Origin of the sequence: Qipengyuania marincola, assembly GCF_029688625.1 — a bacterium.
Classification (GTDB): Bacteria; Pseudomonadota; Alphaproteobacteria; order Sphingomonadales; family Sphingomonadaceae; genus Qipengyuania.
The window spans coordinates 826,019-847,613 of the sequence record NZ_JARULC010000001.1 but is presented as its reverse complement, the minus strand read 5'-3'; the positions used below and the strand labels follow the sequence as shown (position 1 = coordinate 847,613).

Sequence of the window (21,595 nt, the reverse complement as noted above, 5' to 3'; positions counted from 1 at the left end):
GATTAGTGTCGATTTGCAAAAAAGTTCATCCACGTTGACTATTGGAGGAAAGTATTTCCTACGAGAACATCCTTATGATTGGTTGCGGCAAGATGGGTGGAGCCCTTTTGTCGCACTGGAACACTGGCCCCGAAAATTTCACGGTCGTCGATCCGGCCCTTGATAAGGCCCCCGTAGGCGTGCGGCTGGAACGCAGCCGCGACGCGGTCGCGGACGAGACGTTCGATGTCATAATCGTGGCAATCAAGCCGCAGATGGTCGACGACCTGCTGCCCGAATATGCTCCGATGCTGTCGGATGGCGGATATGTTCTGTCCATCGCCGCCGGATGCTCGCTCGCGCGTCTCTCGCGCCTGATGAACGGCGCTCCGGTCGTGCGCGTCATGCCTAACCTTCCTGCCGCGGTCGGCAAGGGTGTGAGCGGCCTCTGCGCCGATGACGCGGCGCAAGGCGAGGCCCTCGCCCATGCGAAGGACATGATGCAGCGCACCGGCACCGCTGTTGTCGTCGACAGCGAAGACAAGATCGACCGCGTCACCGCCGTAGCGGGTTCGGGCCCGGGATATGTCTTCGAGATCGCACGCGCCTATGTCGCAGCAGCGATGGAAATGGGCTTCGATGAAGACGAGGCACGCGCACTGGTTCTCGGCACCATCGAAGGCGCGACCGCGATGGCACTGGAGCCCGGCGCTGCGGGGCTGGAAGAATTGCGTAATTCGGTGACCAGCAAGGGCGGCACGACCGCCGCGGGTCTCGATGCGCTCAATGGCGACGGAACCATTTCGCGCAAGATGCGTGAAACACTAGAGGCAGCTTACAAACGGGCGGTCGAGCTGCGCTGACCCGCGCCTCCCGCCACAGATAGACGAGGACTTTATGACCGACCAGAAACTGGACCCCCAGATCCATGTCCACGAACTCGGCAGCCGCGCCCGCGATGCCGCGCGCAAGCTCGCGATCGCCGGCACCGATGCCAAGAACCTGGCCTTGCGCGAGGCTGCCAAGGCTCTGCGTTCGCGAATGGACGAGCTGCTAGAAGCCAATAAGAGGGACGTCGACAGCGTCGCCGACAGCAAGCCCGAAAGCTTCATCGATCGCCTGCGCCTGACCGAAGATCGCGTCGAAGGCATGGCCTCCGCGCTCGAGGAGATCGCCGAGCTTGACGATCCCGTAGGCCGCGTACTGGCGACGTTCGAACGCCCGAACGGCCTTGAGATCCAGCGCGTGGCCGTGCCAATCGGCGTTATCGGCATGATCTACGAAAGCCGCCCCAATGTCGGTGCCGATGCCAGCGCGCTGTGTCTGAAGAGCGGCAATGCCGTCATCCTGCGCGGCGGATCGGAAAGCCGGCATTCCACCCGTGTGATCGTCGAATGCATGCAGGCCGGCCTCAAGGCCGCCGACCTGCCGGGCGATGCGGTGCAGACCATCCAGACCACCGACCGCGCCGCGGTCGCCGCCCTGCTGGAGGCGGTCGAGCATGTCGATCTCGTGATCCCGCGCGGCGGACGTGGCCTGGTAGAGCTGGTGCGCGACAAGGCGAAGGTCCCCACCCTCCTCCACCTCGATGGCAATTGCCACAGCTATGTCCACGAGGCCGCCGATCTCGACAAGGCGGCCGAGGTGATCCGTAATGCCAAGCTGCGCCGTACCGGCGTGTGCGGAGCGACCGAAAGCGTCGTGGTCGACAAGGCCGTTGCGCAGGATTTCATCCCTCGTCTCGCCGAGATCATGGGCAATGACTGCGAATTGCGTGGTGACGAAACCGCCGTATCGATCGACGGCCGCATCACCCCCGCCAGCGACGAAGACTGGGGCACCGAATATCTCGACCCCATAGCCAGCGTGAAGGTCGTTGACGGTATCGATCAGGCGATCGACTGGGTCTCGACCTACAGCTCGCACCACACCGATGCGATCATGACCGAGGACGATGCCGCAGCGAAGCGCTTCATGGACAGCATCGACAGCGCCATCGTGATGCGTAACGCCTCCACCCAGTTCGCCGATGGCGGCGAGTTCGGGATGGGCGCTGAAATCGGCATCGCGACCGGCAAGATGCACGCCCGCGGTCCCGTCGGCCTCGAACAGCTGTGCAGCTTCAAATACCTCGTACACGGCGACGGGCAGACGCGTCCCGCCTGATGCGTTGACGCCTATGCCAGGCGTACGTGAATTGGTCCGATCGCACCTTTGGAACAGCACCGGCTCCTTGCCCGTTCATTCGGGCGAGGAGCCTTTTTCATGCATTATTACGTCAAGTCCGAAGCCAACGAGCGCGGCGATCACGTGGTCCACTCGGAGGAGTGCCAGTTCCTCCCCAATGAGGACAACCGCAAGGCCTTGGGCGACTTCGCCAAATGCGACACCGCCATGGACCACGCGCGCGAGCATTTCGACCAGATCGAGGGCTGCCAGACGTGTTGCCCCGACTGCCACGAAGGCTGATCGAGCAAGGTACTCCCCCCCTCTACCCCTCCTCCCATTTTCCTACTCACCCGAAATCTGCTTCACGCTCGCGGATGACCCGCCGCGCAGACCCCCGCGAGACCCGCCTCCCCGTTCCGGCAGGCGAGCTTCCCGCCTTCACCCCCGTCCCCCGCCAGACCAATCGCCACGACGGCTGGACCGAGGATCGCCAGCGCCGCTTCATCGAGGCGCTCGCCGATACCGGCAGCGTCGAGGCCGCCTGCCGCGCGGTCAACATGAGCACTGTCGGCGCCTATTACCTGCGCCGCCAGAAAGGCGCGGAGAGCTTCCGCAAGGCCTGGGCCGCCGCGCTCGACCTCGGCGTGCAGCGGATCGAGGATGTCGCGATGGACAGGGCCCTCAACGGCGTGGAGCAGCCCGTCTATTCCTACGGCAAGCTCGTCGGCACGCGCATGGTCCATAACGACCGCCTGCTGATGTTCATGCTCCGCAACCGCGCGCCCGAGCGCTTCACGGAAGGCCGCGCAAAAGGCCTGAACGCGATCGGCAAGATGGACCTCGACCGGCTGAAGAAACAGTGGCGCAAGGAATGGGAGGCCGAACGCGCCGCCGCCGCCACGGCGGAGGAGGACGCGCATGCCGAGAAGATCAATGCGATGCTCTCCAAGATGCGCGAGCGCCGCCTCGCCCTGATGAGCCCCCGCACCCGCGCCGCCTATGAGGAATATTGCCGCCTCACGGATGAGGACGAGAAAGCCGGCTACCGCTGCTGGGACGACCCGGAGCACGACAATTATGTCGACCGGGACGCCGACTGGGGCGAGGACGAAGACGAGCCGCTCGCCCTACCCCCACCCGACTGGCGCAAGCGCGAGGTGGAGGAAAGCGAGGACGACGCACCGAGGGTGCGGCGGTTGAAGGATGACACTTGGGAGTAACTGGCTGACAAGAGCTGATCCCGAGGCGAAGCCGAGGCAAGGCCGACCGGCCGCCCGAGCTGATGCGAGGAAGCAAGCGAGCCGGATGGCTCGCGCCCGCAGGGTCCAAACTAAAAACCGATCCTTGGAATGACTTTAGCAGACCGCGCTGACGCTAAGCATCGAAACCGTGGAACTCGCGATGCCAAGACAGGAACTTGGGATGAGGCCTGTAGGACTCGATTTCCGGTGCCTTCAGCTTGCCCGTTGGATTGATGATCGACTCGACACCCTCGCGATCATTGACCTTGCGGTGCACGATGATCTCAAGATCATCCCTGAAACCAATCAACCCACGGTCAAACATCCAATGCGCGGTACCTGATAGCGCAAGACCATTGCGCACGCTGTCAGGGCCGCCGTGCTCGACCGGGCGGATATGCGCGGCCTGCGCTTCCAATCGGCCACCGCCATTGACCAGCTTCCAGCCTGTCACCGCGCAGCGGCCATCATAGGCGTGCATCACGGCGCGTCGGAAAGCGCGGTCGCGAAATGGCTTGGAGACGAGTGACTGGACGATGGGCCGCTCGATTTCGAACGGGGTCTGATGCTCGCGGACACGGTTGTCCTCAATCACTTCTTCATCACTGCGGGGCAGAAAGTCCTCATCCGGCAGGCCGAGCGATATGATCCGTGCGAAGTCGGCATGCGAAAGCGGGCGGACGGCGGCTTGGGCACGGCCAGAGACTTTGCCTTCTTCGTTGAGAACACCGCGCTCAACCTGCTCGCCATTCGCGATATGAGGAACGGTCGGCTCGAATGGTAGATAGCTGCCTTCTTCGATGACCGCGCGATAGCGATCCGGCTCTGTCGGGTCAGGAATGATCCGCTCGAACTTCGCCACCGCGAAGAAGCCCTTGGAGTTCGGAATTTTGACCGGTTCGCGATAGACAATCCAGTCGCCGGCCATCTGCTGAGCGCGGCTGAGATAGCTTTTCGGAAACTGGTAATGCACCTCGGGAATATCGTCGTAAATCGACCCATCCTTGTGCATAAAAACGCCGAAGGTCACTAGGACGTTCAGTTATACTAAGATGCTTCTAAACAGTCGATTGTCGAATCCATCACCTCCGTTGACCAACCGGATAAGCTCGGCAATCTTTCCGCCAAACTCATGAGACTTTCCCCTCCAATCTTCGTCATCACGCCTTAGGGTCTTGATTGCCTTTTTCTTTTCCTGAACGAATTCCAGGAATTCACCATAGTCTGCGACAGCTTCGTTTGCTTTTTCCGCGATGGCATCCGTTTCCCCCAGAGATGAGAATTTGCCGCCCGAACTAAATTCCTGAAGTCGCTCAACTGGCGAAAGCAAACTCATTGTTTCCACATCCGAAGGTGTGACAGTCCCACTAACTCGATAGACGGCTGAGAGGTAGATAACCGCGGAGAAGCACGTCAACATTCTGATATATTTCAGTTTGAGATTTTTAATGCGCCAATCGCTCGTTGGCTTTTTCTTTGCGAAATGCTCGTAGTTTACGCAGAATGTACGCCACATGCGAAGAAGGTCATTGATTAGGAAATACGGCACAAACTCAGTTTCGTTGCCCTCGAAGTCTGCGAAATAGGAGTTTATGGCTTGTTTCTTCAGGTCCTCATACACCTCGTCCCCTAGAAGCGGGCGGCTCTCCAAAATAAGGAGCATTCGTCCTGTGAAGGTGTTCTTGTAGTCATCGGCTGGGCTACCCACCTCGCTGACAAGCTCATCGAAAAGGTGTGTTTCTAAAAACTTGCCTCCTGAATCGAACTCAGCCATGCGAACTTTCTCGGCAGCAACGATAAGTTCGCTCTTAAGTCGAATTTGGCGGACTAGGCTTAGAACTGCTTCTTCTCCACCATCCTTATTTCGACTCACAACGAAAACGTCCAAATCGCTATTCGGCCCGGCCTCAAGCCGACCAAAGGACCCAGTTGCGAATATGGTCCCATCCTCGCCAATGATCTCGCGGGCGATTATCAACTCAGACCTTAGCGCCTCAAGACGCTCAGAAGAACTCTTCTTAACTTTGGAAAGGTACGATTCAGCCATTATGACGCTCCAGGCGAAATATGTTTGAGAATAACTCCGCCTGGGAAATAGCATCATCTAGAGCATTGTGAGTATGGGGGGATTTAGATTTCAACACATTTGGAATTCGATCTTTGCCGACGCTCTTCACGGTGCGCCCTAACGTCAACGCCATTGCGGTCTTGATATCGAAGCATTTAGAAAAGCCAAATGGCGATCCGATTTCAGAGAACTGGACGAAATACCAATACATCCACGTCCAGTCGAAGCTCAGAGGATAAGCTACGAAAATAGGTTCAGCTTTGCCGACAATATTTTCGATCCATCCTGCTGCAGATGTCATGGCGACTCTCGGGTCTTGCCCGGTCTCAAACAAAGCTGTTCGGTCTAGTCCATTGACCTCCAAAGCCTCAGGCTCAAACTCCTGAAAAATCGGCCGCAATTCACAATAGAAGTTATGGATGTATTCAGGGGGCTCATAGAACGTCTTTCCGTCAAAAGCGCCCGCATAGACAAGTGCAAATGAGAGCATGGAAAAACGTCCAGGGATGGGACCGTCGGTCTCCACATCCACAGAAAAATATACATCCATGCTGCGAGTAAAGGTCTTAGGAAATCCCTTTATACAGGTTATGTCAGGGCGATCCCGAAGAGTCATATTCGACCAAAACCCCTAGCAACCATGGCTTTCATTCCTCCCCCATCCGCAATGCAGCGATGAACGCCTCCTGCGGAATGCTCACATTGCCATACTCGCGCATCCGCGCCTTGCCCTTCTTTTGTTTTTCCAACAGCTTTTTCTTGCGCGTAATGTCGCCGCCGTAGCATTTGGCGGTCACGTCCTTGCGGAGCGCAGCGATGGTTTCGCGGGCGATGATCTTGCCGCCGATCGCGGCCTGGATCGGGATCTTGAACAGGTGGCGCGGGATGAGGTCTTTCAGGCGCTCGCACATGCCGCGGCCGCGTTCCTCGGCAACGGAGCGGTGGACGATCAGGGATAGCGCGTCGACCGGCTCGTTGTTGACGAGGATGTTCATCTTCACAAGGTCGCCCTCGCGGCTGCCGATCTGTTCGTAATCGAAGCTGGCATAGCCGCGGCTGATCGATTTCAGGCGGTCGTAGAAGTCGAACACCACCTCGTTCAGCGGCAGCTCGTAGCTCACCTGTGCGCGGCCGCCGACATAGGTGAGGTCGGTCTGGATGCCGCGGCGGTCCTGGCACAGTTTCAGGATCGCGCCGAGATATTCGTCGGGCGTGTAGATCACCGCCTTGATCCACGGTTCCTCCACCGTCTCGATCCGGTTGACGTCGGGCCAGTCGGCGGGATTGTGGATCTCGATCGTCTTCGCGTCCTCGTTCTTCGTGTGGGCGAGGTGGACGCGGTAGACCACGGACGGGGCCGTGGTGATGAGGTCGAGATCGTATTCGCGGGAAAGGCGTTCCTGGATGATTTCCAGGTGCAGGAGGCCGAGGAAGCCGGCGCGGAAGCCGAAGCCCAGCGCGGCGGAGCTTTCCATCTCGTAGCTGAAGCTGGCATCGTTGAGGCGCAACTTGCCGATGCTTTCGCGCAGCTTCTCGAAATCGGCGGCGTCGACGGGGAAGAGGCCGCAGAAGACCACGGGCTGGACTTCCTTGTAGCCTTTCAGGGCCTCGGGCGCCCCGCCCTTCACCGTGGTGATGGTGTCGCCGACGCGGGCCTGTTCGACTTCCTTGATCTGCGCGGTGATGAAACCGATTTCGCCCGGGCCGAGCTCGGGCAGGTCGGTGCGCTTGGGAGTGAAGCAGCCGACGCGGTCGATCAGGTGCTCGGTGCCGCCCTGCATGAATTTGACCTGCAGGCCCTTCTTGATGACCCCGTCCATCACGCGCACGAGGATGACGACGCCGAGATAGGGGTCGTACCATGAGTCGACGAGCATGGCCTTGAGCGGGGCATCGCGGTCGCCCGTGGGGGCGGGAATGCGGGCGACGAGCGCCTCCAGCGTGTCCTCGATCCCGATGCCGGACTTGGCGGAGGTGAGAACCGCGTCGGAGGCGTCGAGGCCGATGATGTCCTCGATCTCTGCCTTGACCTTGTCGGGCTCGGCCGCGGGCAGGTCGATCTTGTTGATGACGGGGACGATCTCGTGGTCGTGCTCGATCGACTGGTAGACATTGGCGAGGGTCTGGGCTTCGACGCCTTGCGCGGCGTCCACCACCAGCAGCGCGCCTTCGCAGGCGGCGAGGGAGCGGCTGACCTCGTAGGCGAAGTCGACATGGCCGGGCGTGTCCATGAGGTTCAGCTCATAGGTCTCGCCATCCTTGGCGGTGTAGTTCAGGCGCACGGTCTGCGCCTTGATGGTGATCCCGCGCTCCTTCTCGATGTCCATGTTATCAAGGACTTGCTCGGACATCTCGCGGTCGGTCAGCCCACCGGTGAACTGGATCAGCCGGTCTGCCAGCGTCGACTTGCCATGGTCGATATGGGCGATAATCGAAAAATTGCGGATCTTGGAAAGGTCGGTCATCGCCCGCGCAATTAGCGACGAACGATGACCCTGTCAGCAGCTATGCGTGTCGGAGAGCGCTTTTTGGCTCAACCGAGGTTCGCCGCGCCGAAGAACACACCGAACGCGCGACACCAGATCACGGCGGAGCGGATCTTCGACAAGTCGGTACCGGCCGGAATGCGGTAGATCTGTTCGCCGCTGGTGCTCTTGAGGCCATCGAGATCTATGTGGCGCGCCTTGCGTACCGCGGCCCCGTTGCGCGGGCCTGGCGCTTCGCTCAGCCAGACGCGCAGATCAGGTGCACCAGTGCTGCGAAAATCGCGATGCAGCTTGAGGCCGAAGCCGCCGCCCTTGAGCGGGACGATTTCTGCCGTACCAGAGACCTGGTGGGCCCGGTCGGCTCCGCGGAACTGGCCGCTCGACTTTACCTCGGCAGCAATGGCGGGATGCGGAGTCAGCACCGTAACGCCCGTTCCGACGACAGCAAAGGTCGAAGCGAGGCTGAGAAACAGCGGAGCGGAGAATTGGCGGAAGGTTCGGGTCATCTCAATATCCTTTCGTGAATGTCTGGTACCGTGACATTCGCGAGGGATGACCGCTTCGTTACAGGGAAATCGATTTATCGAGCGGCTTTCAAACGATCACGACGATCGATCCCGCCGATCACGCAGCCTGTTGCGTGGGCGCGTTGGATGAAAGCTTGAATTGCGGGAAGGTCGATCCGGCGCCCGCGCCGGTTGCTAACGCATATTTGCCCGGGGGCAGCGCCTGAAGCGGCGCGCCGGCCGTTGCAAGTTCGTATGGGCTCACGCGATGGCGCGTGCACAGGCCGCCCGCCCCATCATCGACCAGTTCCTGCTCGAATTCCACGCCTTGGGTGTCGTCCATCGAACGCTTCACTGTGCAGACCGCGAGCTGTCCCTGCCCGAAATCGAGGACGAACATCGTGCCTGCCGGCACATCTTCCAGACCCTGGATCATCGCGCCCGAGCGCGACAGATTGCGCAGAGTCACGTCATAATAATGGTCTTCGTGGATCAGTCCGATCTTGCGGAAGACGGTACGGCGCGTCGCACGTTGCGTGCCCGCATCGCTTGGCGCGATGCTCCACTCGCCATCGGCGATTTCCTCGGACACCTGTTCGGCGGTGAGCGCTTCCGAATAGACGAAGCCACAGACCTGATCGACGCCGAGTCGCTTGAGCTCCTCGCGCAAGGGCATCGCATGGACCCCCGATGCGATCGTCTGCATTCCCATCGCCCCTGCAAGCGCGACAACCGCCCGGACGAGTTCGATATCGCCGAGGTCGTTGCCCATGATCGGTTCGAAGAAATTCTCGCCGATACGCAGCGCATTGAGCGGCGCGCGCCGCAGATAGCTGAGCGAGGAGAGGCCCGTACCGAACTGGTCGAGGGTGAGCCGCACACCAAGCTTGAAGAGACGCGACAGCGCCGTGTCGACCTTCGAGCCGTCGCCCAGCAGGACGGATTCGGGCAAGCGCAATTCGAGGCGTGCAGGATCGAGGCCGGTTTTCTCCAGCGCATCCTCGACCATGTCGACGAAGCCGCTTGCCTCGAACTGGACCGGCGAAACTTGCAGTGAGACCACCAGCGCGTCGGGCCATTGCACGGCGTCTTCGCACGCCTTGCGCACGCCCCATTCGCCGATCGGCACGATAAGTCGGCTGCCTTCGGCGACCGGAAGGAAGGTGTCAGGCTCCACCCGGCCCCGGTCTTCGTCCGCCCAGCAATATTGCGCTTCCAGCGCGACAACGCGATCGTCGGCAAGCGACACGACCGGTTGATATTCGAGCGTGAAATGCCCGGCTTCGATCGCCTCGGCCAGATCGTCTTCCATGCGTTTGCGCAAATTGGCTTCGTGCTCGAGATCGCCGGCATAGAAGCGGAACTGGCCCCGCCCGCCGTTCTTCGAGGCATAAAGCGCCAGGTCCGCGGCGCGGGTCAGTTCCTCGCGTTCGACCCCGTCATAGGGCGCGACTGCGATCCCCAACGAACAGCCGATGACGCATCGTCCCTCTTCGACGGAATAGGGCTGCGACAGGATCTGGATGATGCGCTTGGCAATCTCGCCCAACTCGCCGCGATCGTCGATATCGGGAATAAGGATCTGGAACTCGTCACCGCCCAGGCGCCCGATCTCGCCGCGTCCGGCCACCGCGCCGCGCAGCCGGTCTGCCACCTGCTGCAGCAACTGGTCGCCTGCGGCATGCCCGAGCGTGTCGTTGACCTGTTTGAACTTGTCGAGGTCGAGCATGAGCAGCGCTGCTGCGCGCTCGGCGCTCCTGAAGGCATGCAGCGTCGAATTGATCCGTTGCTCCATCCTGTGGCGATTGGCGAGGCCCGTGAGGGAATCGTATTTGGCGAGGCGACTGGCCTCCTCCTCTGCGAGAAACTCTTCGGTGACGTCGATCGCTGTGCCGCGAAAGCCCTGAAAGGCACCCGACTTGTCGTAGAGTGGACGCCCGCTGAGCCGCAGGACAAGGCGGTTTTCGCTCCGTTCATTCTGCACCGCGAGACCGGAGAAGCTTTTGCGCGTGCCAAGCTTCAGGCCGAGCGACCTGCCGTCCGTTTCGCCATCCACCGGCATGAAAACGTGCTGCAGCGGCTGCAGCGCCAGATCAGCGAATTGCTCGCCTATCGCATCGACGATCCAGCCGCTGAGATAGGCAAGGTTGCCTGCGCTGTCGGTATTCCAGAAACCGAATGCACCGCTGAGTTCGATATCCTCGACAATAGCAACTTTTTCCGCGACATCGATGCCGTCGGGAGAGGCCCCGGCGCGGCTGTGCGGCGCCTTCTTGGCCTTGAACAGATCGGAAAAGGGCATCGCCCCCATATCCACTCACCCTCGTCGGACACGTCGTTATGAATAGGCGATAGCCGATAGTGGTTATTATTTGCCTAATGTGCCGATGCCGACAGCCGCAGCATCGGCTTGTTCAGCCGCGCGACTTGTGCGTCCCGACTTCCATGAAGGCGCGGCCCTTGAGGTTGCCTGCGACCTCGAGCTTGAGCAGCTCGTAAGGGTCTTCGGGCAGGCTCGCCAGCGGCTTGCCGGCAGCTTCGATCTGGTAAGGCGACACGCGGTGGCGCGTACACAGCCCGTCGGCACCATCGCTGATAAGCGGCAGTTCGAATTCGACGCCCTGCGTGGCCCCCTCCGACCGGCGGACGGTCGCGACTGCCAATTGCCCGCCGCCCAGATTGAGCACGACATTGGTGTCGATCGGCACATCGAGCAGACCCTCGATCATTGCACCCGTCTTGGACAGATTGCGCAAGGTCACATCGTATACGTGATTGTCGTGGATGAGCTTGATCTTGCGATAGACCGACTTGCGCTCCGACCGGTATTTTTCCGGACCACGCGGCTCGTACACCAGTTCGCCCTTCTCAAGGCGCTCCAGCACTTCTGCGTGAGGGATAGCCTTCGAGAAGATGAAACCCTGAACATGACTTGCGCCACGTTCGATCACCAGATTCAGCTCGTCCTTGGTCTCCACGCCCTCGGCCACGGTTTCCATGTGCAGCGATTCCGCCAGACTGACGATCGCACTCATGATGGCGGGATTGTTGTTATCCTTTTCCGTCGCACCGCGAACGAAGCTCTGGTCGATTTTGATCTTGTCGAACGGAGCGTGCTGGAGATAGCTCAGCGAGCTGTAGCCCGTTCCGAAATCGTCCAGCGCCAGGCGGACGCCCAGGCGCTTGAGCTCCTCGAATTTTTCCTGCGTGCGCTCTGGATCGCCGAGGAACACGCTTTCGGTGATCTCGAGCTCAAGCCGGTGGGGATCGAGCTGCGTCTCCATAAGGATCGATTTGACCAGATCGGGAAAATCGTCGCGAGCGAACTGGACCGCCGAAACGTTAACCGCGACGCGCAGCTCGACCGGCCATTCCTTGGCCTGGAAACAGGTGCGGCGCAGCGCCCATTCGCCCAGCTCCTTGATCAGGCCGATATCCTCGGCGACCGGAATGAAGATGGAGGGCGCGATAAAGCCCCTTTCCGGGTGCTCCCATCGCATCAGCGCTTCGAGGCACTTGAGCTTGTGAGTCTTGCAGTCGACGATCGGCTGGAAATACATCTCCAGCTCGTCGCTCGCCAAGGCATCGCGCAGGTCTTCCTCGACCTGCCGGCGATGCTTGGCCCCGTCGGTAAAGTCGATGTGATAGAAGCGGTACTGACCGCGCCCGCCGCCCTTTGCGGCATAAAGGGCAAGGTCGGCCGCCTTGACCAGCTCGTCGCACTCGACCCCGTCATAGGGCGATACGGCGATGCCGACGGAGGTGCCGATGACAGCGCGCGAACCGCTGATCTGATAGGGCTGCGAGATCATCTGGATCAATCTCTGGCCCAGCTCGCCCAAGTCGCCACGATCATCCATGTCATGGAGGATGATCTGGAATTCGTCGCCACCCAGACGCCCAATCTCGCCGCGCCCGTCGATGACCTTTTCGATACGCGCGGCGACCTGTTGCAACAGCTCGTCGCCGGCCGGGTGGCCGAGCGTGTCGTTGACCTGCTTGAAGCGGTCGAGATCGAGCATCATCAGGGCGCAGCTGCGCTTGGAATTGCGGAAGGCTGTCAGGGTGGAGGTCAACCGCTTCGTCATGCGATGGCGGTTGGCAAGGCCGGTCAGCGAGTCATACTGCGACAGGCGCTCGGCATCCTTCGCACTCTGGAAGGTCGAGGTAATGTCTTTCGCGCTACCACGATAGCCCACGAAATCCTGGTTCTGGTCGAATTGCGGCTTGCCAGCGATTTCCCAGAAATGCTCCGTCTTGCCACCGGCGACCTTAACCGCGAGTTGCGAGATCGAATTGCGCGCGCCCAGCAGGAAGGGCAGCGGGCGCTGGCTCTGCTTTTCGAGGCTCTGATCGACTTCTGGTTCGAACAGATCGGTGAGGTGCGTGCCCATCAGATCTGCCGTATCGAGGCCGAGCTTTTCCGCCGCGTTTTCGGAAAGGTAGATCAGTCGCCCCTGCGCATCGGACGCCCAGAACCAGCCGAGCCCGGCATTCTCGAAGCTGTCGAGGAGTTCGACCCGGCGCTGCAGATCGGCAGCACTGATGGGATGGAGAACCCCTGCCTCCGCCTCGTCGTCCTGTTGTGTTTTTGCCCGCGCAGACCGCGAGAAAAAGCCAGCCATCGTCTACCTCTTGCATTCGTGTCAGTTGCGCCTCCTTGGGCGCGCGACCCGTCAATCGCATCGGCTTAGCGGCCAAACCTTTCCAAACGCATAACCATGCAATGCAAGGACAATCGGGCTGCCGCGCATGCTTGCCAGCATCTTCAACTGCGTGCAGGATAGGCTTCGCGTTTGCGCAAGAGGGGACCGGTATGCGGCACATCGCGATCGTGGGTTCGGGGCCTGCCGGGTATTACACAGCCGAAGCCGCGGCGAAGAAATGGGGCGAGGATGTCCGCGTGGATGTCTTCGACAGGATGCCGGTTCCATACGGCTTGATCCGCACAGGCGTCGCGCCGGACCACCAGTCGATCAAGGGCGTGTCCCGCCGCTATGAGAAGACCGCGCTATCCGACAATGTGCGCTTCGTCGGCAATGTAGCGATCGGGACTGACGTGTCGGTAGGGGAGCTCCAGCAGCTTTACGATGCCGTTATCCTCGCCACCGGAGCTCCGAACGACCGGCGGCTTGGCTTGCCGGGCGAGGAACTCGCGAATATCTTCGGCAGCGCCGCCTTCGTCGGCTGGTACAATGGCCATCCGCAATTCGCCGGGCTCGATCCCGACCTCTCCGGACGAGACGTCGTAGTGATCGGCATGGGCAATGTGGCGCTCGATGTCGCACGCATCCTGTCGAAGACGCGATCCGAGTTCGAAGGAGCCGATATCGTCACCCACGCGCTCGACGCGCTCGACGCCTCGAAAGTCGAGACCATTACCATCGTAGGGCGGCGCGGGCCGCACCAGATCATGATGACGCCCAAGGAACTGGGCGAATTGCTGCATCTCGAACGCGCCAGCCCGATGGTGGAGCCGGGAGACCTGCCGCCGGTCGCAGACGATGCCCTGCTTGAACCGGGCCTGCGCAAATCTGTCACGCTGCTGCGCGACTTCGCGAATATTCCGCCAAGCATCCATGGCGAGACCCCGGTTACGATCGAATTCGATTTTTTCGCCAGCCCGGTCGGGTTCGAGGGCATCGATGGAAAGGTGACTGCACTCGAGGTCGAGCGCACACGGGTGGAGGCGGGTCGCGCCGTCGGGACCGGAGAGACCTATTCCATACCTGCCGATCTGGTGGTGACATGCATCGGCTATCGCAGCTCGCCGCTCGCCGGCGTGCCCTTCGATGAACGCGCCGGTCGGTTCGCCAACGATCAGGGACGGATCCTGCCCGGCCTTTACTGCGTCGGCTGGGCCCGCCGTGGGCCGACCGGCACGATCGGCACGAACCGGCCCGACGGCTTTTCGATTGTCGACCTTGTCGAGGAGGACATCGGGTCCGGCACGCGCAAGCAGGGCCGCGAGGGATTTGATGCGCTGGTCGAAACCCGTGGGCTCGATGTGGTCACCTTTCGCGACTGGCAGAAGATTGAGGAAGCCGAAGAGGCTGCCGCCCGTGACGGGGCGCCGCGCGAAAAATTCGTCGATGTCGCCAGCATGATCGCGGCGCGCGGCGACTGAACGCAGGCTTGCAATCGGAACGCGCGCGCCGCATCAGCCGTTGGGGTCGAAGCGGATGAGACAGACATAATCGGAGAGGATTTGACGCCCCATGGCCAAGCTTGAAGACGAAGCCGCCCAGTCCACCAGCGCCCTCGGCCCGCTTGTCGGCCTGACCCGTGAGGATATTTTCGGTGCGGTTGCCGTCATGCTGCGCGAAACCGCATCCGATCCCCAGCGCCTGATGAAGCACAGCCAGGCGATGGGTCAGGACATGATCAAGATCATGACCGGCCAGAGCGATATCGAGCCGCATCCCAAGGACAAGCGCTTCCAGGACCCCGCGTGGCAGTACAATCCCTTCATGCGCGCCGGCATGCAGTATTACCTCGCCGTCCAGAAGGGCGCGTCGAAATGGATCGAGGAGCTCGAACTCGACGAGCTGGAGAAGGATCGCGCGCGGTTCGTCTCCAACATGATAATCGACGGAATTGCCCCGACCAACACGCTGATCGGGAACCCGTCTGCTCAGAAGATGGCGATCACCAGCGGCGGATTGTCGCTGATCAAGGGCCTCAAGAACGCCTATGACGACATGGTCCATAACAAGGGCATGGTCAGCCAGGTGGACAAGCGCCCTTTCAAGCTGGGCGAGAATATTGCCACGACCAAGGGATCGGTGGTCCTGCGCACCGAAATGATGGAACTGGTGCAATATGCGCCCACGACCGACGAGGTCTACGAGATCCCGCAACTCACCATCCCGCCGCAGATCAACAAGATGTACATCAACGATCTGTCGCCCGAGAAATCGGTGGTGAAGTACCAGCTCGACAACGGCATCCAGACCTTCGTCATCAGCTGGAAGAACCCGACCAAGGAACAGGGCCATTGGGACATGGCCGATTATGTCCGCTCTTGCCGCGAGGCGATGGAAGCGGTCAGCAAGATCACGGGTTCGAAAAAGGTCAACGTTTCGGCCGGGTGCTCGGGCGGCCAGACGGCAGCGATGCTGGCCAGCAAGATGGCGGCCGACAAGGACGATCTGCTCGGCGCGCTGACTCTGATGGTGTGTGTGCTGCACCCGAAGCAGAACGACATCGAGGCGGGTTCTCTCGTCAGCGAAAACGGGCTGAAACTGGCCCGCCGGCGCGCCGAGAAAAAGGGCGTCATCAAGGGCGATGATCTGGCGCGCGGTTTCGCATGGCTCAGGCCGAACGACCTCGTCTGGAACTACGTCATCAATAATTACCTGCTCGGCCAGGACCCGCCCGCCTTCGACGTGCTGTTCTGGAATGCGGACGCCACCAACCTTTCCGCCGCCCTGATGGGCGATTTTCTCACCGTCTTCGAAACGCTCGCTTTCACCCGGAAGGGCGAAGTCGAGATGGTTGACCACAAGATCGACCTTTCGAAGGTGACCAGCGACCTGTTCATTCTCGGTGGAGTCACCGACCATATCACGCCGTGGAAAGCGACGTATCGCTCGACGCGCCTGTTCGGCTCGAAAGATGTTACCTACGTGCTCAGCCAGTCGGGCCACATGCAGGCGATCCTGAACCCTCCGGGCAATCCCAAGGCGAAGTATTACGTGCAGAAGGACGCGAACAAAAAGCTTCCGGAAACCGCCGACGAATGGCTGAAGGGCACAGAGGAAGTGGCCGGAAGCTGGTGGCCATTCTGGATGGAATGGGTGCAGGCGCGCGGCGGCGACAAGAAGAAGGCACCGGCAAAGCTGGGGAACAAGGAGTATCAGCCGCTGGACCCCGCCCCCGGTCTATACGTTATGGAAGCTTGCTGAATTGACGAAAGGCGCCCTAGCGTGACCGCATCCAAAGACGAAGCCATGACCGCCACCATCACGATGATGGAGGCCGGCGGACGCACCTTGCGGGTCGCGCATTGGCGACTGGACCAGAAGTCCGACTTTCCGCCGATCCTCTTCTTCAACGGAATCGGCGCGAATATCGAGGCGGTCGCGCCACTGGCCGAACAGCTTACCGAGCGCGCCTTCGTGATGTTCGACATGCCGGGAACAGGGGAAAGCCCCGACCCGACGATCCCCTACAACGCCTTCACCATGAGCTGGACCGCCAATCTCATCCTCGATCAGCTCGGGGTGGGCGAAGTCGATGTGATGGGCGTCAGCTGGGGCGGCGCGATGGCGCAGCATTTCGCTCTGCAGCACCCGGGCCGCGTCCGCCGCCTCGTCCTTGCTGCCACCACGGCCGGCATGCTGATGGTGCCGGGCAACCCCGCCGCCCTGACCAAGATGGCCAATCCGCGCCGCTATATCGATCCCAAGTTCATGAATGAGCATTTCCAGACGCTCTATGGCGGGATCGACCCCGATGGGGCGGAACACCAGAAGGACAGCCATATCGGCCGGCTCAAACCGCCCTCCCCGCGCGGCTATTTCTACCAATTGCTCGCGATGGTCGGCTGGACAAGCCTTCCCGCCTTGCCGTTCCTGAGCAAGGAAACGCTCGTGATGATGGGTGACGAGGACCAGATCGTCCCGCTTATCAACGGCCGCATTCTGGCATCCGCGATACCCAATGCCCAGCTCGAGGTCTGTCGGGGCGGCGGGCACCTGTTCCTGCTGACTCACGCGGACGAGAGCATCGCCGCCTTGCGCGGCTTCCTCGACGCCCCGGAAACCGACGCCGAAGCGCGCCGGGCGGCCTGAGCGAAGCTCGGCGGACCATCGGGAGAGTAAGCAGACCGATGGAAACCGCCAACCCCGACCCCAATATCCGGCCTGCCTTCGCGCGCCCTCACAGCGGCGAAGGCGGTGCGCTCGGTCGCACAGGGCTCGCCTGGGCGATCTTCGAATGGGCCCGCAATCCCTATTACATCCTGATCGTCATCTACATCTTCGCGCCCTATTTCGCGCGCGACATCATCGGCGCGGACCTGTTGGCGAGCGGTGCTCTCGATGGTCTGGAGCCCGAGGCGGCACGCGGCGCAGCAAATGCGCAAGGGCAGGCGACCATCGCATCCATCACCAAATGGGCCGGCGTGATCGCGGCGCTGACGGCACCGTTCTTGGGTGCCGCGCTCGATCGCGGGGGCCGGTTGAAGCCGCTGCTGGCCATCTTCCTCGGGTCGATCACGATCTGCTCTGCGCTGCTGTGGTTCGCCATGCCTGGGGGAGCCGGCCTGCCAACCGGCGCGATCATGGCGTTGCTGGTCATCGCCTATGTCAGCTATACCTACTCCGAAGTGACGCATAACGCGATGCTCAGCGTCGCCGGCACGCCAGACCGGCTGTCGATGATTTCCGGGCTCGGCCTGGGGCTCGGCAATCTTGCCGCGACGCTGATCTTCATCGCGCTGGTGATCCTGTTCGTCATGCCCTCCATGATCGGATGGCCCGTCGCCCAGCCCGCCTTCGGCCTCGACGTCGCTCGGTTCGAGCACATGCGGATCGCGGGACCCATCTGCGCAATCTGGCTGGCAGCATTTTCGCTTTATTTCTTCCGCCACGCGCGCGATCCGGGCACGCCGGGGGCAAGCTGGACGCGGGCCGTCCGCGAGGGTGCGCGCAGCGTTATCAAGACCTTGCGCGAGGCCACCCATTATCGTGAGCTCATGAAGTTCCTCCTTGCCCGCATGTTCTATGCCGACGGCATGGCCGCCCTGCTCGCCCTGGGGGCGGTCTATGTCGCGCTGTTCCTGGGCTGGGGCTTTCTCGAAATGCTCTGCTACGCGATTTTCGCCAGCGCCTGGGCCTTTCTGGGCGGAATTTTCGGCGGCTGGCTCGATAGTCGTGTCGGCGTGAAACGCGCGCTGGTCATCGAGATCGCGGGCATGGTCTTCGCCCTGCTCGTCCAGCTCAGCCTCACGCGCGAGAGCCTGCTCTTCGGCCTGGTCCCGAACGCGCAGGTGTGGGACGGGCTCGTCTTCCAGACCCGCTCCGACCTTGCCTATCTCTCGCTGATCAGCGTCGTCGCGGTGACTGCCACCGCCAGCATTTCCTCGAGCCGCGCGATGCTCGTCACCCTCGCCCCACCCGGCCGCAGCGGCGAGTTCTTCGGCCTGTTCGCCATCGCCGGCACGATCACCGTGTGGATGGGCCCGCTGCTGGTGGAGCAATTCACCCTGTGGTCTGGCGATCAGCGCATCGGCATGGCCTCGATCACGTTGCTGTTCGCAATCGGCTTCGCATTCCTGCTGTCGGTCCGGATGCCCGAACGCCCGGTCTGAGTCCCGCTGGACTCATCGGTTGCAATGTGGGACCTTCTTCTCCGGAGAGAGGAGACAGCTGTCATGCCCGCATTCGATATGATCATTCGCAACGGCACCATCGTCGATGGAACCGGTTCGGACCGCTTCACCGGGGACATTGCCATCAAGGATGGCTTAATCGCGCAGGTGGGCGACGTGACGGGCGATGCGGCCGAGGAAATCGATGCCGCCGGGCTGATCGTCACGCCGGGCTTTGTAGACATCCACACGCATTACGACGGGCAGGCTACCTGGGACCAGGAAATGGCGCCGAGCAGCTGGCACGGCGTCACTACGGTGGTCATGGGCAATTGCGGTGTCGGCTTCGCCCCCGCCCGCCCTGACCAGCATGAATGGCTGATCGGCCTGATGGAGGGGGTCGAGGACATTCCCGGCACCGCCCTTGCCGAGGGAATCACATGGAACTGGGAGAGCTTCCCCGAATACCTCGACGAGCTTGAAAAGCTGCCACGCACAGTGGATGTGGGCACCCACGTGCCGCATGGGGCAGTCCGCGCCTATGTGCTCGGCGAGCGCGAAGAACCCGGCGCGGTCCCGACCGAGGCCGATATCGCCGAGATGAGCCGCATCGTCGAGGAAGGCGTGCGGGCCGGCGCTCTCGGTTTCTCGACCTCGCGCACCGTTCTGCACAAGGATGTCGACGGCGTGCTGGTCCCCGGCACCACTGCCAATGCCGATGAGCTGGTAGAATTGGGCCGCGCCATGGGCCGCGTGGGTCATGGCGTGTTCGAAATGGCAAGCGACTTGCAGCGCGACTGGAACGAGTTCGAATGGATGGGCAAGCTCAGCCGCGAAACCGGCCTGCCAGTGACCTTTGCCGCGCTCCAGTCGATCGCCAAGGAACTGCCGCTCGACGAACAGATCGAAACCATGCGGGCAGAGAACGATAATGGCGCCAATATCGTCGCGCAGATCGCGCTGCGCGGCAATGGCATCATCATGGCGTGGCAGGGCACGGTGAACCCCTTCGTCTATCGCCCCAGTTGGCAGGCCATCGCCGAGCTTCCGTGGGAGGAGCAGAAAGCCAAGCTGTTCGACCCGACGTTCAAGAAGCAGCTCCTGTCCGAAGCCAACGACTATTCCGAAGCCCCCGTCGATATCCTGCCGGTGGTCGCCGCGCTGACCCAGGGCTGGGCGCTGATGTACGAAATGGACGAGGATTTCGACTACGAGCCGGACGAAGATGCAACCGTCCAGGCTCGCGCGGAGCGGGCCGGTATCGACGCGCAGGAATATGCCTATGACATGCTGTGCCGCGATGGCGGCAAGGGCTTCATCTACTTCCCCGTTCTCAATTATGCCGACAAGAACCTCGATTTCCTCCACCCGCTTCAGCATAGCGACGACACGGTGAATTCGCTATCCGATGGCGGCGCGCACTGCGGCACGATCTGCGACGCGGCATCGCCCACCTTCATGCTCCAGCACTGGGTACGCGACCGGAAGCGCGGTGACAGGATCACCCTCGAGAATGCGATCAAGCGGCAATGCGCAGATACCGCGCGGCTCTATGGTCTCGAGGATCGCGGCATCCTCGCGCCGGGCTACCTCGCCGATCTCAACATCATCGACATGGAGCGGCTGAAGCTCGGCAAGCCGTGGCTGGCCTTCGATCTGCCGGCAGGTGGCAAACGCCTGTTGCAAAAGGCTGACGGCTATGTGGCGACGATCAAGAACGGCACCGTGACGTTCCGCGATGGCAAGTGGACCGGCGAAACGCCGGGCGGCCTCATCCGCGGTCCGCAACGCGCCGAGCTGGCGGAGGCAGCCGAATGAAGGCGATCCGCACCGGCGCGACGCCCTCCACCCTCGATGCTCTCGAACTGGTCGATCTCGACGGTCCCGGCAAACCGGGTCCCGGTGAGATTGCCGTCGACATCAAGGCCAGCTCGCTGAATTATCACGATTATGCCGTGGTCAAGGGCATGATCCCCAGCGAACAAGGGCGCATTCCGATGTCCGACGGTGCGGGCGTGGTCACCGCGGTGGGCGACGGGGTAAGCGAGTTCGCCGTGGGCGATCGCGTGGTCTCCACCTTCTTTCCCGACTGGCTGTCCGGTCCGCCCCCGCAAAGTGCCTTCACGCGCGTGCCGGGCGATGGGATCGACGGCTATGCGCGCGAGGCGATTACCGCGCCGACGCACTGGTTCACCCGCGCGCCTGCCGGCTTCAGCCATGCCGAGGCAGCGACGCTCACCTGCGCAGGCCTGACTGCATGGCGCGCGCTTTTCGTGGACTATTCGGTGAAGCCGGGGGACACGGTGCTGGTTCAGGGGACCGGCGGGGTCTCGATCTTCGCCCTGCAATTCGCCAAGGCGGCAGGCGCGACGGTAATCGCCACCAGTTCCTCCGACAAGAAATTGGAGCGGGTCAAAGGCATGGGCGCCGACCACCTCATCAATTACAAGGAGATCGAGGCCTGGGGACCGAAGGCGCTCGAGCTGACCGGCGGACGCGGGGTCGACTGCGTCGTCGAGATCGGCGGGGCGGGTACACTCGACCAGTCGATGCTGGCCACGCGCGTCGGCGGCCATGTGGCGTTGATCGGCGTGCTGGCAGGCTTTGCCGGGCCGGTGCAGACTGCCCTGCTTTTCTCGAAGAACCTCACCGTGCAGGGCCTGACCGTGGGGAGCCGGAGCATGCAGCAGGACATGATCGCGGCGATCGAGGCGAATGGCATCAGGCCGGTGATCAGCGATACTTTCGCGCTGGCCGATCTCGCCGATGCCTTCCGCCATCTGGAAAGCGGCAGCCATTTCGGCAAGATCGCGGTGGAGATCTAGCGCCCC

General features: G+C 61.7%; 17 protein-coding genes. 10 read left to right on the top strand and 7 right to left on the bottom strand.

Annotated elements, in window-relative coordinates; translation table 11 throughout:
* Positions 1-74 precede the first annotated feature (74 nt).
* From P8Q88_RS04225 to P8Q88_RS04210, 4 genes are all read left to right on the top strand, one after another.
* Complete coding sequence (locus P8Q88_RS04225) at positions 75-842, top strand: pyrroline-5-carboxylate reductase family protein (protein ID WP_278322567.1); 768 nt, start codon at positions 75-77, stop codon at positions 840-842.
* Between the two features lie 34 nt (positions 843-876).
* Positions 877-2,145 (top strand): glutamate-5-semialdehyde dehydrogenase, encoded by a 1,269-nt coding sequence (locus P8Q88_RS04220; RefSeq protein ID WP_278322566.1) that lies wholly within the window; start codon positions 877-879, stop codon positions 2,143-2,145.
* Positions 2,146-2,244: 99 nt separating this feature from the next.
* On the top strand, positions 2,245-2,448 hold the full coding sequence (locus P8Q88_RS04215; protein WP_278322565.1) for a hypothetical protein: 204 nt from the start codon (positions 2,245-2,247) through the stop codon (positions 2,446-2,448).
* A 74-nt stretch (positions 2,449-2,522) separates the two neighbouring features.
* Positions 2,523-3,368 (top strand): hypothetical protein, encoded by an 846-nt coding sequence (locus P8Q88_RS04210; protein WP_278322564.1) that lies wholly within the window; start codon positions 2,523-2,525, stop codon positions 3,366-3,368.
* A gap of 154 nt (positions 3,369-3,522) precedes the next feature.
* On the opposite strand, the gene P8Q88_RS04205 is transcribed toward P8Q88_RS04210, so the two are convergent.
* The 7 genes from P8Q88_RS04205 to P8Q88_RS04175 form a co-directional block, all read right to left on the bottom strand.
* Positions 3,523-4,419 carry an HNH endonuclease gene (locus tag P8Q88_RS04205; RefSeq protein ID WP_278322563.1) on the bottom strand — a complete coding sequence of 299 codons (897 nt, stop codon included), beginning with the start codon at positions 4,417-4,419 and terminating at the stop codon, positions 3,523-3,525.
* A 12-nt stretch (positions 4,420-4,431) separates the two neighbouring features.
* Positions 4,432-5,436 (bottom strand): nucleotidyltransferase domain-containing protein, encoded by a 1,005-nt coding sequence (locus P8Q88_RS04200; RefSeq protein ID WP_278322562.1) that lies wholly within the window; start codon positions 5,434-5,436, stop codon positions 4,432-4,434.
* Positions 5,429-6,007, bottom strand: a complete 579-nt coding sequence (locus P8Q88_RS04195; protein ID WP_278322561.1) for a 3'-5' exonuclease family protein — start codon at positions 6,005-6,007, stop codon at positions 5,429-5,431. The genes P8Q88_RS04200 and P8Q88_RS04195 overlap by 8 nt, the downstream gene beginning before the upstream one ends.
* A 97-nt stretch (positions 6,008-6,104) precedes the next feature.
* Positions 6,105-7,922: a translation elongation factor 4 gene (gene lepA / locus P8Q88_RS04190; RefSeq protein WP_278322560.1), complete on the bottom strand. Its 1,818-nt coding sequence runs from the start codon at positions 7,920-7,922 to the stop codon at positions 6,105-6,107.
* A 68-nt stretch (positions 7,923-7,990) separates the two neighbouring features.
* Positions 7,991-8,449: a DM13 domain-containing protein gene (locus tag P8Q88_RS04185; protein ID WP_278322559.1), complete on the bottom strand. Its 459-nt coding sequence runs from the start codon at positions 8,447-8,449 to the stop codon at positions 7,991-7,993.
* A 118-nt stretch (positions 8,450-8,567) separates the two neighbouring features.
* The gene (locus tag P8Q88_RS04180) at positions 8,568-10,751 is read right to left on the bottom strand and encodes a putative bifunctional diguanylate cyclase/phosphodiesterase (RefSeq protein WP_278322558.1); all 2,184 of its coding nucleotides are present in this window, start codon (positions 10,749-10,751) and stop codon (positions 8,568-8,570) included.
* Positions 10,752-10,863: 112 nt separating this feature from the next.
* Positions 10,864-13,074 (bottom strand): putative bifunctional diguanylate cyclase/phosphodiesterase, encoded by a 2,211-nt coding sequence (locus tag P8Q88_RS04175; RefSeq protein ID WP_278322557.1) that lies wholly within the window; start codon positions 13,072-13,074, stop codon positions 10,864-10,866.
* A gap of 191 nt (positions 13,075-13,265) precedes the next feature.
* On the opposite strand from P8Q88_RS04175, the gene P8Q88_RS04170 reads away from it, so the two are divergent.
* From P8Q88_RS04170 to P8Q88_RS04145, 6 genes are all read left to right on the top strand, one after another.
* Positions 13,266-14,576: an FAD-dependent oxidoreductase gene (locus P8Q88_RS04170; RefSeq protein WP_278322556.1), complete on the top strand. Its 1,311-nt coding sequence runs from the start codon at positions 13,266-13,268 to the stop codon at positions 14,574-14,576.
* 91 nt (positions 14,577-14,667) lie between these two features.
* Positions 14,668-16,356, top strand: a complete 1,689-nt coding sequence (locus P8Q88_RS04165; protein ID WP_278322555.1) for a PHA/PHB synthase family protein — start codon at positions 14,668-14,670, stop codon at positions 16,354-16,356.
* Positions 16,357-16,377: 21 nt separating this feature from the next.
* The gene (locus P8Q88_RS04160; RefSeq protein ID WP_278322554.1) at positions 16,378-17,244 is read left to right on the top strand and encodes an alpha/beta fold hydrolase; all 867 of its coding nucleotides are present in this window, start codon (positions 16,378-16,380) and stop codon (positions 17,242-17,244) included.
* A gap of 38 nt (positions 17,245-17,282) precedes the next feature.
* On the top strand, positions 17,283-18,764 hold the full coding sequence (locus tag P8Q88_RS04155) for an MFS transporter (RefSeq protein ID WP_278322553.1): 1,482 nt from the start codon (positions 17,283-17,285) through the stop codon (positions 18,762-18,764).
* Positions 18,765-18,827: 63 nt separating this feature from the next.
* Complete coding sequence (locus tag P8Q88_RS04150; protein WP_278322552.1) at positions 18,828-20,582, top strand: N-acyl-D-amino-acid deacylase family protein; 1,755 nt, start codon at positions 18,828-18,830, stop codon at positions 20,580-20,582.
* Positions 20,579-21,589: a zinc-dependent alcohol dehydrogenase family protein gene (locus P8Q88_RS04145; protein ID WP_278322551.1), complete on the top strand. Its 1,011-nt coding sequence runs from the start codon at positions 20,579-20,581 to the stop codon at positions 21,587-21,589. The genes P8Q88_RS04150 and P8Q88_RS04145 overlap by 4 nt, the downstream gene beginning before the upstream one ends.
* Positions 21,590-21,595 lie beyond the last annotated feature (6 nt).